This is a genomic window from Microbacterium sp., assembly GCF_049661145.1.
Lineage (GTDB): Bacteria > Actinomycetota > Actinomycetes > Actinomycetales > Microbacteriaceae > Microbacterium.
Genome location: NZ_JBASZT010000059.1, coordinates 1 through 14,740 on the forward strand (window position 1 = coordinate 1; position 14,740 = coordinate 14,740).

General features: G+C 69.1%; 19 protein-coding genes. 14 read left to right on the top strand and 5 right to left on the bottom strand.

Annotation, left to right across the window (positions count from 1 at the left end; translation table 11 throughout):
- Positions 1 to 557 (top strand): zinc-binding dehydrogenase (locus WBP48_RS02595; RefSeq protein WP_424435642.1); only part of this gene is annotated, 557 nt, incomplete at its 5' end.
- Positions 558 to 609: 52 nt separating this feature from the next.
- On the opposite strand, the gene WBP48_RS02600 is transcribed toward WBP48_RS02595, so the two are convergent.
- The gene (locus tag WBP48_RS02600; RefSeq protein WP_424435645.1) at positions 610 to 1,623 is read right to left on the bottom strand and encodes a LacI family DNA-binding transcriptional regulator; all 1,014 of its coding nucleotides are present in this window, start codon (positions 1,621 to 1,623) and stop codon (positions 610 to 612) included.
- 224 nt (positions 1,624 to 1,847) lie between these two features.
- Between WBP48_RS02600 and WBP48_RS02605 the strand changes: the two genes are divergently transcribed.
- The 7 genes from WBP48_RS02605 to WBP48_RS02635 all read left to right on the top strand — a co-directional run bounded on the left by WBP48_RS02605 (position 1,848) and on the right by WBP48_RS02635 (position 8,707).
- Entirely contained in the window at positions 1,848 to 2,630 is a 783-nt protein-coding gene (locus WBP48_RS02605) for a LamB/YcsF family protein (protein WP_424435648.1), read from the top strand.
- Entirely contained in the window at positions 2,627 to 3,337 is a 711-nt protein-coding gene (locus WBP48_RS02610) for a 5-oxoprolinase subunit B family protein (protein ID WP_424435651.1), read from the top strand. The genes WBP48_RS02605 and WBP48_RS02610 overlap by 4 nt, the downstream gene beginning before the upstream one ends.
- A complete protein-coding gene (locus WBP48_RS02615; RefSeq protein ID WP_424435654.1) occupies positions 3,334 to 4,332 on the top strand; it encodes a biotin-dependent carboxyltransferase family protein in 999 nt (332 codons plus the stop codon). The genes WBP48_RS02610 and WBP48_RS02615 overlap by 4 nt, the downstream gene beginning before the upstream one ends.
- 10 nt (positions 4,333 to 4,342) lie before the next feature.
- A complete protein-coding gene (locus WBP48_RS02620) occupies positions 4,343 to 5,101 on the top strand; it encodes an SDR family oxidoreductase (protein WP_424435657.1) in 759 nt (252 codons plus the stop codon).
- Positions 5,102 to 5,138: 37 nt separating this feature from the next.
- The gene (locus WBP48_RS02625) at positions 5,139 to 5,828 is read left to right on the top strand and encodes a 4-carboxy-4-hydroxy-2-oxoadipate aldolase/oxaloacetate decarboxylase (protein ID WP_424435660.1); all 690 of its coding nucleotides are present in this window, start codon (positions 5,139 to 5,141) and stop codon (positions 5,826 to 5,828) included.
- A complete protein-coding gene (locus tag WBP48_RS02630; protein ID WP_424435663.1) occupies positions 5,825 to 7,060 on the top strand; it encodes an aspartate transaminase in 1,236 nt (411 codons plus the stop codon). The genes WBP48_RS02625 and WBP48_RS02630 overlap by 4 nt, the downstream gene beginning before the upstream one ends.
- 285 nt (positions 7,061 to 7,345) lie before the next feature.
- Entirely contained in the window at positions 7,346 to 8,707 is a 1,362-nt protein-coding gene (locus tag WBP48_RS02635) for an MFS transporter (RefSeq protein ID WP_424435666.1), read from the top strand.
- 67 nt (positions 8,708 to 8,774) lie between these two features.
- Here WBP48_RS02635 and WBP48_RS02640 read toward each other — a convergent pair whose 3' ends face one another.
- Together WBP48_RS02640 and WBP48_RS02645 are read right to left on the bottom strand one after the other, a co-directional pair.
- Positions 8,775 to 9,293: a gluconokinase gene (locus tag WBP48_RS02640; RefSeq protein ID WP_424435669.1), complete on the bottom strand. Its 519-nt coding sequence runs from the start codon at positions 9,291 to 9,293 to the stop codon at positions 8,775 to 8,777.
- 9 nt (positions 9,294 to 9,302) lie between these two features.
- Complete coding sequence (locus WBP48_RS02645) at positions 9,303 to 10,691, bottom strand: GntP family permease (RefSeq protein WP_424435672.1); 1,389 nt, start codon at positions 10,689 to 10,691, stop codon at positions 9,303 to 9,305.
- 130 nt (positions 10,692 to 10,821) lie between these two features.
- On the opposite strand from WBP48_RS02645, the gene WBP48_RS02650 reads away from it, so the two are divergent.
- The gene (locus WBP48_RS02650) at positions 10,822 to 11,538 is read left to right on the top strand and encodes a FadR/GntR family transcriptional regulator (RefSeq protein ID WP_424435675.1); all 717 of its coding nucleotides are present in this window, start codon (positions 10,822 to 10,824) and stop codon (positions 11,536 to 11,538) included.
- The gene (locus WBP48_RS02655) at positions 11,535 to 11,993 is read left to right on the top strand and encodes a hypothetical protein (RefSeq protein WP_424435678.1); all 459 of its coding nucleotides are present in this window, start codon (positions 11,535 to 11,537) and stop codon (positions 11,991 to 11,993) included. Before WBP48_RS02650 ends, WBP48_RS02655 begins: the two co-directional genes overlap by 4 nt.
- Here the strand turns inward: WBP48_RS02655 and WBP48_RS02660 are convergent.
- Positions 11,978 to 12,100 (bottom strand): hypothetical protein, encoded by a 123-nt coding sequence (locus WBP48_RS02660; protein WP_424435681.1) that lies wholly within the window; start codon positions 12,098 to 12,100, stop codon positions 11,978 to 11,980. The two genes, WBP48_RS02655 and WBP48_RS02660, sit on opposite strands and share 16 nt — an antisense overlap.
- Positions 12,101 to 12,328: 228 nt before the next feature.
- On the opposite strand from WBP48_RS02660, the gene WBP48_RS02665 reads away from it, so the two are divergent.
- The 4 genes from WBP48_RS02665 (at position 12,329) to WBP48_RS02680 (ending at position 14,309) form a co-directional block, all read left to right on the top strand.
- A complete protein-coding gene (locus WBP48_RS02665) occupies positions 12,329 to 12,961 on the top strand; it encodes a 50S ribosomal protein L25/general stress protein Ctc (protein ID WP_424435684.1) in 633 nt (210 codons plus the stop codon).
- Positions 12,962 to 13,034: 73 nt separating this feature from the next.
- Positions 13,035 to 13,619 carry an aminoacyl-tRNA hydrolase gene (gene pth, locus WBP48_RS02670; RefSeq protein WP_424435687.1) on the top strand — a complete coding sequence of 195 codons (585 nt, stop codon included), beginning with the start codon at positions 13,035 to 13,037 and terminating at the stop codon, positions 13,617 to 13,619.
- 201 nt (positions 13,620 to 13,820) lie between these two features.
- A complete protein-coding gene (locus WBP48_RS02675) occupies positions 13,821 to 13,994 on the top strand; it encodes a hypothetical protein (RefSeq protein ID WP_424435690.1) in 174 nt (57 codons plus the stop codon).
- 3 nt (positions 13,995 to 13,997) lie between these two features.
- Entirely contained in the window at positions 13,998 to 14,309 is a 312-nt protein-coding gene (locus tag WBP48_RS02680) for a response regulator transcription factor (RefSeq protein WP_424435693.1), read from the top strand.
- Between the two features lie 21 nt (positions 14,310 to 14,330).
- On the opposite strand, the gene WBP48_RS02685 is transcribed toward WBP48_RS02680, so the two are convergent.
- A partial coding sequence (locus WBP48_RS02685; RefSeq protein ID WP_424435696.1) for a hypothetical protein occupies positions 14,331 to 14,740 on the bottom strand: 410 nt, incomplete at its 5' end.

Consider the following 14,740-nt stretch of genomic DNA (forward strand, 5'->3'; position numbering starts at 1 on the left):
GGCTGGAGCGCGCCGGCGACGTGCGCGGCAAGCGCGTCGCGGTCATCGGCTCGGGTCCCATCGGGCTGCTGGTGGTCGCCGTCGCGCTGCATCACGAGGCGCGCGAGGTGATCGCCACCGATCTGCAGCCCCGCGCGCGAGACGTCGCTGAGGGACTAGGCGCCCGTACGCTCGACGCGCGCGACTCCGAGGAGATCGCTGCACTGCACGCCGACGCCGTCGTCGAGTCCAGCGGCACGGTGCCCGGCCTGGCGGCGGCGATCGCGGCGGCACGCCGTGGCGGCACGGTCGTGATGCTGGGACTGCAGCGCAGCGGCGACATCCTCGTCCCGATGGCCACCGCGATCACCCGGGAACTCACGCTCACCGGGTCCTTCCGATTCGCGGGAGAGTTCGACGACGTCATCGCCGCGCTCGCCGACGGATCGTTGCGGGTCGGCGGCATCGTCACTCATGAGTACCGCGTCTCGGATGCGCTTGCGGCGTTCCAGGCGGCGGGCGACGCGGCCCTTTCCTCGAAGGTGCTGTTGTCGTTCTCGGAGGAGAGCACGCGATGAATCGCACCGGTCTGCGGCACTGACGGCACAGGGTGCGCGATACCGCCGCCGATCAGTCGACGAGTGCCGGGCCGGTGGAGGCGCGCACGGTGAGATGCGCCGAGACATGATCGACGCGCGGTGGCCGCGATCTGGAGGCGAGGCCGCCTATCAGCAGTTCCGTCGCGGCACGCCCCGCGCGATCGCCCGGCGCCGTGACCGTGGTCAGCGGCGGATCGGCGGTGGCAGCGCCGAAGATGTCGTCGCAACCGACGACGCTGATCCTGCCGGGGACGTCGATGCCTCGTTCGCGAAAGCGTGACATCGCGCCGATCGCCAGCGTGTCGTTGAAGAAGATGGCGGCGGTGGCCTCGCTGAGCGCGACGGCATCTGCGGCTGCCGCCCCCGCTGCCAGGGAGGGATGGAATGCTCCGATCGGAATGAGATCGATGCTCTTGCGTGCGGCTGCCGCGCTGAGCGCGTCCAAACGGGCGTGATCGGTCCAGGAGTTCTCCGGGCCTCGCACGTAGGCGATGCGGCGATGGCCCAGCGTCGTCAGGTAGTCGAGTCCCTGTACCGCGGCGGCGGGAGTATCGATGACGACACCGGGGATGCCGGGTACCTCGCGATTGATGGAGACGAGCGGGACGGCGTGCGACACCTCCTGCAGCACGGAGTCGTCCGTGCGTGGGGACGCTACGACGATGCCGTCCACCGTCTGCGAAAGCTCCTTGAGCCATTCCTGCTCGATGTGGGCGGAGTCGTCGGTGCTGACGAGCAGGTGCAGGAAGCCGGCCGCCTGGCACTGCGCCTGGCTGCCGCGCAGGATGTCGAAAACGAACGGATTGCTGAGATTCGGCAGCACGAGTGCGATCGTCCCGCGCACCCAGCGCTCGCCGCCCGCCGGCAACGTGGCGGAGCGGTAGCCCATCTCGATCGCCTTCTGCGAGATCCGTTCGTACATCTCGACGCTGACACGACTCGGGTTGCTCATCGCGCGCGACACCGTCGAGGGAGCCACACCGCAGGCGTGGGCGATGTCGGTCAGGTTCACGCGCCGGGGAAAGCGTCGCTGGGGGATCACCATGCCTCCCATTGTGCACGCGCAATGGCACAGAATGTGCAATTCCCTGGATGCCGGGATCGCGAAAGCATGATGGTTGCGGCCGAGTCGGCATCCTCTCTGGCACGTCTTCGGCACGTGTTCTCGCCATCGTGGACGGTGTTCGTATTCTGGAGACCGGGTTGCGCCGCCGGGCTCTGCCCGCGGGTTCGGCCGGCGCAGGGCGTGCTCAGAAAACGGAGGGCACAATGACCGGGAGCATCGATCTCGTCGCCGATCTCGGCGAGGGCTTCGGACCGTGGCGGATGGGCGACGACGCGGCGCTGCTCGACATCGTGACCTCGGCGAACATCGCCTGCGGCTTCCACGCCGGCGACCCGCGCATCATGGACGCGACGGTGCGCGCGTGCGTCTCGCGCGGGGTCGGCGTCGGCGCCCACCCGAGCTTTCCGGATCTCGTCGGATTCGGACGGCGCGAGATGGCGCTCACCGCCGAAGAGGTCCGCACCGACGTGCTCTACCAACTCGGTGCGCTCCATGCGATCGCCGCCTACCACGGTACGCGGGTCGCGCACATCGCTCCGCACGGACGGCTGGGAAACCTGGTCGCGGTGCGCGAGGACTATGCGCGCGCGGTCGTCGATGCCGTATGCCGGTTCGACGACGAGCTGATCGTCCTCGCCCAGGACGGCGAGCTCGCCACGGCCGCCCGAAGCGCCGGCCTGCGCGTGGCGATCGTGGGCATCGCGGACCGCGCCTACGAGGACGACGGCTCGCTCGTGCCTCGCAGCGAACCCGGCGCCGTCCTGCACGATGCCGACGAGATCCGCGAGCGGACCATCCGGATGGTCGTGGAGGGCGTCATTCGCAGTCGGCACGGCGTCGATATCCCGGTGGCGTGCGACACCGTGCTGTTGCACGGCGATACGGCGGGGGCCGTCGCGCTCGCGACGAGCATCCGCGACGGGCTGCGCGCCGCCGGCGTCGGCATCGCACCGCTCGCTGCGTCAGCGGGGTCGCGGCAGCGATGACGGCCGACCGGATCGTCGTCCTCCCGAGCGGCGACAGTGCCGTGCGGGTGGTGGCGACGCATCCGGACCGCGAAGCGGGATGGCGACTCGTCCACCGACTCGCCGCCGAGCTCGATCGTTCCGGAGCGCCCGGGGTGATCGGATCGATCCCCACCTACGACGCGCTCCTGGTCGAAGTGGATCCGGTGCGCGCGGATCTCCCTCGCCTGGAGTCGTTGTTCGCGACCCTCGCCGCGGAGATCGACGTCGACCAGCCGCTTTCCGAGCATCCCCGCGAGTTCGACGTCCCGGTCCTCTACGACGTGACGGAGACCCCCGACCTGCAGGCCGTCGCCGACATTCAGGGTCTCGGCGTCGCCGACGTCGTGCGGCTGCACTCCGAGCCGCGCTACGTCGTGCGCTGCCTCGGTGCGCCGGGCGGTTCCCCGATGCTCGATGGTCCGGCGTTTCCGAAGCCCGTTCCGCGCCGCGCGAGCCCGCGCACGAGCGTTCCACAGGGGATGGTGTCGGTCGCCGGCCGTCAGGCGACGATCACGCCGGCTGTCGCGCCGGGCGGCTGGCCGCTGATCGGGCGGACGCCGTTGACGGTGCTCGACCTGACGGCAGAACCGCTGGTCCCGTACGCTCCGGGCGATGTGATCGTGTTCCACCCGATCGACAGAGCCGAGTTCGATCGGCTCCACGGCCGACGTATGGCGGCGCGATGAGCGCAGCGAACGGGGGCGGGACGCTGCGCGTGCTCTTCGCCGGAGCGGCGGCGGTCACCGATCTCGGCAGGCCGCGCGGTCCCCGCTTCGGCGTCCCTGTCGGCGGTGCGCTCGACCAGGGGTCTGCTCGGGTCGCGAACGTGCTTGTGGGAAACCCTCCAGACGCCCCGCTGCTGGAGATCACCGCCATGAACCTCGAGTTCGTGTGCGATGCCGACATTCTCATCGCCGTCGCCGGTGCGCCGATGACCTTGACGGTCGACGGCGTCGCACGGCCGCTCGCCGAGCCGGTGTCCGTTCCGGCAGGCAGCGTCGTCGCGCTCCGGGACATGACCGCGGGGCTGCGCACCTACGTCGCGGCGCACGGGTCTTTCGACGTGCCGATGCTGCTCGGCAGCTGTGCGCCCGACACCGTGCTGGGCTTCGGTCGCCGACTCCAGAACGGCGACGAACTCCGCGTCCGCCGCACGCCGCCCATCGTCAACCCGTGGTTCGCCGCACCGCTGTACCGCCTGCACGCCCCCGGGAGTGCGATCGCGTCGCCGGTCATCGACGTGACCGACGGTCCGGATGCCGCGGATTTCGGCGCCACGGCCGCGCGCCTGTTCCGCGGCCCGTACGTCGTGGGCCCGGCGAGCAACCACATCGGGTTGCGCCTGAACGGCGTCGTCCCCGAGCGGCAGACCTCCGGTGAGGTGTTGTCGCGCGGCGTGCCCGTGGGGGCCGTCGAGGTGCCGCCGGGCGACGAGCTGCTCATCCTCCACCGCGGCCGCGGCGTGACCGCCGGTTACCCCGTCATGGCGGTCGTCACTTCGACCTCCCTCGACGCGCTCGCCCAGGCGCGCCCCGGCGACACCGTGCGGTTCCGACGTGTCTCGATCACTCACGCCGTCGAGGACGCCAGGGCCGCGCACCGCCGGATCGCGGCGCTGCAGGGCAGGGTCGCCGGCGTGTTCGCCGCGCTCGGCCACGAACATCTCATCCCCACACAGTAAGGACACTGCCATGAGCTTCTCCGACTACCGCGTCGCCGTCGTGACCGGTGCCACCAGCGGCGTCGGCCGCGGGGCCGTCGATCTCTTCCTCGAGAAGGGGCTCGAGGTGCACGCCGTCGCACGCGACGAGCAGCGACTGGCGACGCTGGCCGAACGCGGCGTGATCACCCACGCGCTCAACGTCCGTGACACCGAGGCCCTGACGGCGGCCCTGTCGGGCGTCGAGGCGGACATCGTGCTCAACAGCGCCGGTGTCAGCAGATCGGGCAATATCCTCGACGCAACGGCATCCGATCTCGACGACATGGTGCAGGTCAACCTCGGCGCCGTGATGCAGATCCTGCGCCTTCTCATGCCTGGCATGGTGGCGCGCGACCGGGGTCACATCCTCAACATCTCCTCCATCGCAGGGCACTACAACTTCTTCGGGCACACCGCCTACCACGCGACGAAGGCGGCCGTCCACCAGTTGTCCCGGCAGCTGCGCAACGATGCGCTGGGCCGTCGTGTGCGGGTCACCGAGCTCAGCCCGGGCCGGATCGAGACCGAGATCTTCTCGCGAAACCTCGGTGGCACGCCCGAAACGGATGCCGAGGCGTGGGCGACCTACTACGAGGGTTACGAGTCGCTCACCGTGGCCGACCTCGTCGCGGCGATCGAGTTCGCCATCGATGCGCCGGCGCACGTCAACGTGGGGCTCATCGAACTCATGCCCACCTTCCAGGTTCCCGGCGGACTCACGTTCGACCGCCGCGAGCAGGACGCCTAACCACCACGACGAACAAACTCACGAGGAGAAGGACGACATGGTCAACGTCATCACACGCATCACCCGCGCCGAGCCCGCCGATATCGAGCGGTTGGGCCAGTTCACCGCCGCCACGATCCATGAAGCACAGGGGCGCCGTGGCGCGATCGCCTCGCACATCAAGCCGATCGACCCCGAGACCTCTTTCGTGGGGTCTGCCTGCACGGTCGTGTGCGCTCCGCGCGACAACCTCATGCTGCAGATCGCGATCCACTACGCCCAGCCGGGGGACGTGCTCGTCGTCGCGGCGGGGGAGTACTCCGAGGCCGGCATGTTCGGTGACGTGCTCGGCAACGCCTGCAAGTCGAAGGGGATCGCGGCGCTCGTCACGGATGCCGGGGTGCGTGACACGCGGGAACTGCGTGAGCTCGGGCTGCCGGTGTTCTCGGGGAGCGTGTCGATCAAGGGCACGGTGAAGGAGACGCTCGGCTCGATCAATCACGAGATCGTCTTCGGCGGCGAACTCATTCGGCCCGGCGACATCATCAAGGGAGACGCCGACGGCGTCGTGCTGGTACGGCGGGAAGAGGTCGCCGAGGTCGCCGAACTCTCGGCGCGGCGGGACGAGCACGAGGCGGAGCTCATCCGCAAGTACTGGGCCGGCGGCACGACGATCGAACTCTGCAATCTCACCGAGGTGCTCCGCAGCAAGGGCTTGACCTCCGACATCGACGCGGTGGTGCTGTGACCGCGGCGACCGCCGCGCTGCCGGGGTCGTTCCGTCCGTCCGCGCGCGTGCGTCGGATCCAGCCGTCACCCAGCTCCAGCGCCGCGGCTCGGGTACGGCAGCTGAAGGCGCAGGGGCGCGCGATCCTGGACCTGACGATCGGGGAGCCGAACTTCGATACTCCGCAGCACGTCAAGGACGCCGCCGTTGCCGCGATCGCCGCCGGCGACACGAAGTACACGCCGGTCAACGGCACTCCCGAGCTGCGTGAAGCGATCCGCGGCGCGCTTCGTCGCGCGGTGGGGATCGAGTACGCCGACAGCGAGCTGACCGTCGGTGGGGGTGGAAAGCAGGTCATCTTTCTCGCCTTCATGGCGAGTCTCGATGCGGGCGACGAGGTGCTCGTTCCGGCACCGTACTGGGTCTCGTATCCGGACATGGTCCGGGCGAACGAGGGCGTCCCCGTGATCGTGCCGACCTCGGCGGAGGAGGGCTACAAGCTCACCGCGTCCGCTCTGGAGGCGGCGATCGGTCGGCGCACGACCTGGCTCGTGTTGAACTCGCCGGGAAACCCCTCGGGCGCCGTGTACACGCGCCCCGAGCTCACGGCGATCGCCGAGGTGCTGCGCCGGCATCCGGCCGTGTCCGTGCTGTCCGACGAGATCTACCGAGAGATCTCGTTCACCGGCGAGGCGGCGCCGAGTCTCGTGTCGGTCGCACCCGACCTGCGCCATCGCGTGCTCGTCGTCAACGGCGTGTCGAAGGCGTACGCGATGACAGGCTGGCGCATCGGCTACGCGGCTGGCGACCCCGCGCTGATCACGGCGATCAACACGCTGCAGTCGCAGACCTCGTCGTGCCCCTCGTCCATCAGTCAGGCCGCAGCTGTCGCTGCGCTCTCCGGTCCCCAGGACTTCGTAGCCGAGACCGTCGCCGTCTATCGGCAGCGGAGGGATGCCGCGGTGAGCGGTCTTGCCGCCATCGACGGCCTGCAGCCGGTCGAGCCCGACGGGGCGTTCTACGTGTACGTCGACTGCACGGGCCTGATCGGGCGGCGCACGCCCGACGGCGACGTGCTCGAGAACGATCAGGACATCGCCCTGTATCTGCTCGAGCGCGCCGGGGTCGCGGTCATTCAGGGCTCTGCCTACGGCTGGTCGCCGTTCTTCCGGATCTCCTTCGCGACCGATCTCGACACGATCGTCGCGGCGGTCGATGCGATCGCGGCAGCCGTTGTCGAGTTGGCAATCTAGGCGGCGTCAGAGTGTGCCGGAACGCGCGCGAAGCCGTGCCGGAGTTGTGCAATAGGGTGTGCACAACGCTGTAACAGAGCCGCAATGTGTCGCGATAGCACCGTTGTCATCTGGCGCAAGACCTCATTGTCGTCGGATACAGGGCGGCACATAGCTGGCACAAGGCTTGCCTTCAATGTTGCCGATTCATACAGTTCCAACAGGCAACCGACAGGCTGCCTCCCCCAGGAAAGCGGGCTCTTCGGCTACTGGGGAGCCCATCAAGAGTTCACCTGGAGCACAATGATGACCGGAACCGCAACACCCCGACAAACACCCGTCAAAGCCGCGATCGCCTCTTGGATCGGGACGACCCTCGAGTACTACGACTTCGCGGTGTACGGCACCGCATCCGCACTCGTGTTCAACGTGCTGTTCTTTCCCCCGGACCTGCCCGCGGGCGTCGGCGTGCTCCTGAGCATGGCCACGTTCGGGGTCGGTTTCGTCGTCCGTCCCCTCGGCGCCTTCATCCTCGGACCGATCGGCGACCGCTTCGGACGAAAGTTCGTGATGATGCTGACCCTGTTCGGCATCGGCATCTGTACATTCCTCATCGGCTGCCTGCCGACCTACGGACAGGTCGGGGCGCTCGCGCCGATCCTGCTGATCGTGATCCGCATCATCCAGGGGCTCTCGGTTTCGGGCGAGCAGGCGGCCGCTATCAGCATGAGTCTCGAGCACGCACCGGACCGCCGGCGGGCGTTCACGACGAGCTTCACGACGAGCGGCTCCGCCTCGGGAGGCCTTCTCGCACTCGCGGTCTTCATTCCGTTCTCCGCACTTCCGGAAGAGCAACTGCTGAGCTGGGGATGGCGGGTCCCGTTCTGGCTCTCCGCCGTCGTGGTCGTCGCCGCGTACATCATCCGGCGCAGACTGGAGGAGCCGCCGGCATTCATCAACACGCAGGCGATCAAGGTGCAGCTGGCTCCCATGAGTCAGGCGCTGCGATTCCACTGGACGGCGATCATCCGGATCGCGGCGTGCGCGATGATCGCCGGTGTGAGCTACGTGTTCGCCTCGTTCTCGGTCGCATTCGCCACGACGGGATACGGCCTGGACCGGCCAACGATGCTCTGGGTCCCCGTCGCGGCGAGCCTCCTCGCCCTGGTGTACACCCCGCTCGGTGGCCTCTTGGCTGACAAGATCGGGCGCAAGACGGTGTTCATCATCGGAGCTCTGGGCGCGGGGCTCACCACGGTCCCCTACCTGTGGTCGATCACGACCGGCAACTGGCCGCTGATCTTCATCCTCGGGATCCTGTGCAACGGCCTGTTCTACTCGACCGCGAACGCCGCGTGGCCCGCCTTCTTCTCGGAGATGTTCCCGAGTCGCGTGCGCGTTTCGGGGCTCGCGACGGGCACTCAGATCGGCTTCGCTCTGGCGGGCGCCATCGGTCCCGTCACCTCCACGGCGCTCGCCGGTGATGACCTGCAGAATTGGTTCGGCCCGGCCATGCTCGCGGTCGGCCTGATGCTGATCGCCGTCATCTCCGCGCTCACCGCGAAGGAAACCCGTCGCTACACCCTCGATGAGCTCGATGATGTTCAGCAGACTGAACGGGAGAAGGAAGTCGTCACTGCCGCGATCGTGCTTCCGCAGAAGGCGTGATCGAGATCGGCTGATGCCGCTTGGCCCGGTCGTCCCGCGGACAGCGGGGCGACCGGGCCAAGAGCGATCACGTCGAGGCGACCAGGCGCAGCCGTGAAGAGATGAACGCCGCCTGTTCCTCGGGCGTGGAATCCAGGTCGACACGCAGCACGTTCTCGTCCTCGCCCGGGGGCTCCAGAGTCGCGAACTGCGAATCGAGCAGCGCCGGCGGCATGAAGTGCCCCTGTCGGCGCATCATGCGGTTCAGCACGACATCGCGCGTACCGTCGAAGTGCACGAAGACCACGTTGGGGCGGCGCAGGATGTCGCGATACGCGCGTTTGAGTGCGGAGCAGGTGACGATCCCCGGTTCGTCGGCGGCGCGACGCGCATCGATCCAAGCCGCGACGGTGTCGAGCCAGGGCCAGCGATCTTCGTCGTTGAGCGCGTGTCCGGCGGCCATCTTCGCGACGTTCGCCGCAGGATGCAGGTCGTCGCCCTCTTGGAATGCCCAACCGAGGCGGCCGGCCAGCATCGCGCCGACGGTGGACTTCCCGGTGCCGGACGTGCCCATCAGGACCAGGATGGGGGGCAGATTCTCCGTCATTGTGGATCCTTACACGAAGAGGCTGATCAAGAGAACGCCGACGAGCCCGACGACCGAGATGAGGCATTCGAGCACGGTCCACGACTTGAGGGTCTGCGGGATATTGAGACCGAAGTACTCCTTGATGAGCCAGAACCCGGCGTCGTTGACGTGCGAGAGGAACACCGAGCCCGATCCGATCGCCAGCACGAGCAGTGCGATCATCGGCTGGTCGAGCGTCTCGGTGAGCGGCTGGAGGATGCCGGCGGCCGTGATCGTCGCAACGGTCGCCGATCCGGTCGCGATGCGGATGACGACGGCGACGAGCCAGGCGAGGATCAGCACCGAGATCGAGGATCCCGCGACGAGATCTGCGATGACCGCGCCGATGCCCGTATCGACGAGCACCTGCTTGAAGCCGCCGCCCGCGCCGACGATGAGGAGGATTCCGGCGATCGGGCCGAGCGATGCGCCGACGATCTCGTTGATCCGGTCGCGGTCGAAGCCTGCACCGCGCCCCAGCAGGAAGAACCCGACGAGCACGGCGAGCAGCAGGGCGATGACCGGGGTGCCGAGGAAGTCGAGCGTGGTCTTCCAGAGGGCGTCCGACCCCGGTGCTGCGATGTCGGCGACGGCCTTGATCAGCATGAGCAGGACGGGCAGGAGGATGCTGGTCAGCGTCGCGCCGAACGACGGTCGCCGCCGCGTGTGCTCCGTCGGATCCACCTCGAACAGGTGGGGGACCGGCACGTCCACCCAACGTGCCGCATACCGTGCGAACAACGGCCCCGCGACGATGATGGCGGGGATCGCGACGATGACGCCGAACCCGAGGGTCAGGCCGAGGTTGGCATCGAGCGCGGCGATGGCCGCGAGCGGTCCGGGATGCGGGGGAACCAGACCGTGCATCGCGGACAGGCCCGCGAGCGTCGGGATGGCGATCTTCATCAGCGAGACCCCGGAGCGCCGGGCGACGAGGATGATGACGGGGACGAGGAGCACGAGGCCGACCTCGAAGAACATGGGCAGACCGATGATGGCGCCGATGAGTCCCATCATCCACGGCAGCGACCGTGCGCTCGCGCGGGCGACGAGGGTGTCGACGATCTGGTCGGCGCCACCCGAGTCGGCCAAGAGCTTGCCGTAGATGGCACCGAGCGCCACCAGGATGCCGACACCGCCCATCGTGGACCCGAATCCGGTCGTATAGCTCGTCACGCTGTCAGCGATCCCGAGGCCCGCGATGGCGCCGGTGAGCAGCGCGCCGATCGTCAGGGAGAGGAACGGATGCAGCTTCACCCAGGTGATCAGGACGATGATGACGGCGATGCCGATGAGGGCGGCGGTGACCAGTTGACCGCCCGCGGGGGTGGGCGCCGTGTCCGTCGCGGCGAGGAGGGTGATATCGAGAAGGGCCATGAGCTTCCTTGATCCGGCGGCGATGCGTGGACTGCGCCGTCCTATTTCACCTACATGAAACCATAGTGTCGTGCTTTATGCACGATCTATTTTCGCGAGGCATCCGGCTCGGGTGGCGCATAATCGAGGCATGAGCGACGCGGCGCACGGCAGCCCGGTCCACGACGGTCTCGTGGACCGCCTTGGGGCGGCGATCGTTCAGGGCCGGTATCCCACCGGGGCGCGGCTCATCACCGGTGACCTGGCCGACGAGTCGGGCGCGTCGCGCTCGGCCGCCCGCGAGGCCGTCCGCGTGCTCGAGTCGCTCGGACTCGTGGAAGTGCGTCGCAAGCTCGGTGTCGAGGTGCTGCCGCCAGGGCGTTGGAGCGTCTACGCTCCGGAAGTCATCGCGTGGCGTCTGGCCGGACCGGACCGTGCGCGGCAGTTGACCGAACTCAGTCAGCTACGCAGCGCCGTGGAGCCTCTGGCGGTGCGTCTGGCGGCCGGCAACGCCTCACTGGAGCAGCGTCATGCGATGCTGACGGCCGTGGGGGCGATGGCGCACAGCGAGCACGACGCCGACGGCGCCGAATACCTCGCCGCCGACATCGCGTTCCACCGAACGCTGCTCGCGGCCTCGGGCAATGCGATGCTCGCTGCCCTCGGCGACGTCGTGGAGGCGGTTCTCGTCGGACGGACACGTCATGAGTTGATGCCGCACCAAGCCAATCCGGCTGCGGTGCGATGGCATCAAAGCGTCGCCGTCGCCATCGCAGCGGGGCGCGCCGAGGAGGCCGCCGCCGCGATGGCCAGCATCGTGGCTGAAGCGGAGATCGCCGTCCAGCGCATCACCGGTGCCGCACGATGACGGCGACGCCGATCCGCATCCTGCTCTGGGCGCCGACGGCGTCCTCGCGATCGCTGATCGCGGCGGGGCTGGCGGCCGCACTGCGTGCTCAGGTCGTGGACGGCGACGAACTGGCGCGGCGCGTGGCGCACGATCGAGGTCTGTGGCTGAGGGCGCTCGGCTACGCACTGTCGGACTCCGCCGCGGTCGTGGTTGCGACTGCGCCGCTCGCCCGGACCGAGCGCGACGCGTTGGCCGCGGCCGTGGCGGGTCTGTGGTGGGTGGAGCTCGTCGACGTCGAACCGGTGCGCGCCCCGCGTCGCCGTCGCGGTCACGTCGACTCCGACGTTGCGCAGCCGATGCAGCCACTCGCGGCGGATGAGTCGGGGGTGCGCGTGGCCGACGATGCCGGCCTCGACGATGTGGTCGCGCGCGTGGCCGACTTGTATCGTCGGGGGCATCAGTCCTTGCGGTAGCCGGAGCGCCCCAGCGACCACAGGGCGGCGACGGCGCCGACAGTGGCGGCGAGGGTCATCAGGCCGATCAGCCACAGCAGTGCGTGCGAGATCCAGCCATAGTCCATGGGTCCTCCTCCGATCGGGGCGGCGCGGGAGGTCGCGCCGGGCACTGTCCCCATCGTAGCGGGGTCGCTGGTAGACTCGTGGCGTACTTCGGCGAGGGATGCTGCCTGGAAGGGCGTATCCGTGATCGACGCGGTGAGGCCTTGCGGGGCTTTCCTCACGCGTGTGCGTTCGAGTCGAAACCCAGACCCCAGATCAGAGCGGACGATCCGCTCGCAAGGAGAATCATCATGTCGACCGAGACCGACACCAAGGTCATCGCAGAGGTCCGCGAGAACTTCGGCAAGGGCTTCGCCCGGCGCCTGCGCGCCGCAGGCCGGATCCCCGCCGTCATCTATGGCCACGGCACCGACCCGGTGCACGTCGCGCTGCCGGGCCACCAGGTCTCGCTGCTCATCCGCCGTGCCAACGCGGTGCTCGAGCTCGAAGTGGCCGGCCGCGAGCAGCTCGCCCTCGTCAAGGATGTGCAGAAGGACCCGGTGCACCAGATCATCGAGCACATCGACCTGCTCGTCGTCAAGAAGGGCGAGAAGATCCAGGTCGACGTGCCCATCATCGTCAACGGTGAGCCGGCCGTGGGCACGATCGCGAATCTCGACAGCGCGACGATCTCGCTCGAGGTCGAGGCCACGCACATCCCTGAGCACGTCGAGGTCGACGTCGAGGGCCTGGAAGACGGCACTCACATCACCGCCGCCGACCTGAAGCTCCCGCAGGGCGCATCGCTCGTGACCGAGCCCGAGACGCTCGTCGTCGCCGTGTCGGTGCCGGCCTCGACGCTCGCCGCCGAGGACGAGATCGCCGCCGCCGACGAGGCTGCCGCCGAGACCCAGGCCGCGTCGTCCGAGGCCGCTGCGGAGTAAGTCGGATCGCATCGTTCGGAGCCCGCCGTCACCGACACCGGTGGAGGCGGGCTTCGTCGTCGAGAGGGAGATCATGGCTGACACCTGGCTGGTCGTCGGGCTCGGCAACCCCGGCCCGCGGTACGAGAACACGCGCCACAACGTCGGGCAGATGGTCGTGGGCGAACTCGCCGCACGACGCTCCGAGACGCTGCGTGCACACAAGGCGAACGCACGCGTCGCGGAGACGTGGCTGCGTCCCGGCGGCGCGAAGCTCGTGCTGGCCGTGTCGAACTCCTTCATGAACACGTCTGGCGGGCCGGTATCGCAGCTCGCGCGCTTCTACGCCGTGCCGGCGGACCGGGTCGTGCTCGTCCACGACGAACTCGACATTCCGTTCGACACGATCAAGCTGAAGACCGGCGGCGGACACGGCGGGCACAACGGCATCCGCGACGTCGCGAAGGCCCTGGGCACACCCGACTTCCCCCGCGTGCGCGTCGGGATCGGCCGCCCGCCGGGTCGTCAGGACCCCGCCGACTGGGTACTCGACCCGTTCTCGTCCGCCGAGCGCGCACAGTTGCCGATGCTTCTGAGCGACGCGGCGGATGCCGTCGAGCAGCTCATCGACGAGGGCCTGCTCGCCGCGCAGCAGCGCCATCACGCGCCGCGCGCGTAGCCGGCGCCGTGGGCGGGCGGTGGTACCCGTTCGCGCGCGTCACTGTATCTTCTCCCACGGTTGCGAGCTCCAGACGAACGCGTCCATTTCGGCGGTGTTCGGTGCCGCGGGCTCGCTCGTCGTAGGTGCGGCAGTGCGGCGGGGCTCGCCGCGGTTCGGCGCGGTGGCTGCGGCGGTCGCGGGGGCGGTTGGTGGACGATCGTGCTCTCGACGAGCACACTCCCCGGGATCGCCGCGACGACCGAGCTCCTTGGTCGCAGTCGGTCCGCGCGGCTGTGGACGGTGACGATCATCGCACTACTCGTCTGCGCGGTGGTGCTGATGTTCGCGCGGATCGACCCTTTCGCCGCCGCGTGGGTTCCCGTGTCGCGGTGAGTCGTGGCCTTCACGGGGCTCGACGCTCCCGAACCGCCGACGACCGAGCGGCTCACTGAAGTGCTGACGCCCCGCGAGCGGGAGGTGCTCGCTCTTCTCGCCGAGGGCCGCAGCAACACGAGCATCGCGGAGACTCTCTACGTCTCGGAGCGTACGGTCGACTCGCACGTCACGGCGATCTTCGGCAAGCTCGGGCTCGACCGCACGGCGGACGCGAAACCGACGCGTGCAGGCCGCGGTGGCACGGCTGAGCGCCGGTCGCGACTCGGTGCCAAGCTCCGATCCGGCGCCGGCGCCGGGCAGCGCGGCTCGTGATCCGCGGCCCTGCGTAGTGCGTCAGCCGCCGCCGATCGCGGTCGAGGCGCCGGCGGCGACACCCGCCGACACCGTCACGGCGACGACCGCCGCGAAGACGACGGGACCCAGCGCCGCGACGATCACGGCGGCGATGCCCTGGCCCCTGCCCTTGCCTCCACCTCGCGCGGTCGCGATCGCGACGATGCCCTGCACGAGCGCCCAGAGGCCGAGCACGGTGCCCGCCCAGAATCCGATCTCAGCCCAGAGGACGAGCCCGCGGACCGGACTGAGCAGCGCCAGGAGCTGATCGGTCGTGAGGTCCTCGAGTCCGGCGGGGGAGGAGGCTGCGGCGCCGCGCATCGCCCCGTTCGCTGCCGCGTAGCCCGTGATCGCGCTGAGCGCGGTGGCGCCCACGACGGCGACGAGCGCCACGACGAGCGCAACCGAGC

What these genes read in the sequence shown, in the direction of transcription:
- WBP48_RS02610 (WP_424435651.1), top strand. Translation starts at nt 2,627, where the DNA reads ATGACGGCCGACCGGATCGTCGTCCTCCCGAGCGGCGACAGTGCCGTG.
- WBP48_RS02625 (WP_424435660.1), top strand. Translation starts at nt 5,139, where the DNA reads ATGGTCAACGTCATCACACGCATCACCCGCGCCGAGCCCGCCGATATC.
- pth (WP_424435687.1), top strand. Translation starts at nt 13,035, where the DNA reads ATGGCTGACACCTGGCTGGTCGTCGGGCTCGGCAACCCCGGCCCGCGG.
- WBP48_RS02660 (WP_424435681.1), bottom strand. Translation starts at nt 12,100, where the DNA reads ATGGACTATGGCTGGATCTCGCACGCACTGCTGTGGCTGATCGGCCTG.
- WBP48_RS02600 (WP_424435645.1), bottom strand. Translation starts at nt 1,623, where the DNA reads ATGGTGATCCCCCAGCGACGCTTTCCCCGGCGCGTGAACCTGACCGAC.
- WBP48_RS02645 (WP_424435672.1), bottom strand. Translation starts at nt 10,691, where the DNA reads ATGGCCCTTCTCGATATCACCCTCCTCGCCGCGACGGACACGGCGCCC.
- WBP48_RS02665 (WP_424435684.1), top strand. Translation starts at nt 12,329, where the DNA reads ATGTCGACCGAGACCGACACCAAGGTCATCGCAGAGGTCCGCGAGAAC.
- WBP48_RS02635 (WP_424435666.1), top strand. Translation starts at nt 7,346, where the DNA reads ATGACCGGAACCGCAACACCCCGACAAACACCCGTCAAAGCCGCGATC.
- WBP48_RS02620 (WP_424435657.1), top strand. Translation starts at nt 4,343, where the DNA reads ATGAGCTTCTCCGACTACCGCGTCGCCGTCGTGACCGGTGCCACCAGC.
- WBP48_RS02640 (WP_424435669.1), bottom strand. Translation starts at nt 9,293, where the DNA reads ATGACGGAGAATCTGCCCCCCATCCTGGTCCTGATGGGCACGTCCGGC.
- WBP48_RS02615 (WP_424435654.1), top strand. Translation starts at nt 3,334, where the DNA reads ATGAGCGCAGCGAACGGGGGCGGGACGCTGCGCGTGCTCTTCGCCGGA.
- WBP48_RS02650 (WP_424435675.1), top strand. Translation starts at nt 10,822, where the DNA reads ATGAGCGACGCGGCGCACGGCAGCCCGGTCCACGACGGTCTCGTGGAC.
- WBP48_RS02655 (WP_424435678.1), top strand. Translation starts at nt 11,535, where the DNA reads ATGACGGCGACGCCGATCCGCATCCTGCTCTGGGCGCCGACGGCGTCC.
- WBP48_RS02605 (WP_424435648.1), top strand. Translation starts at nt 1,848, where the DNA reads ATGACCGGGAGCATCGATCTCGTCGCCGATCTCGGCGAGGGCTTCGGA.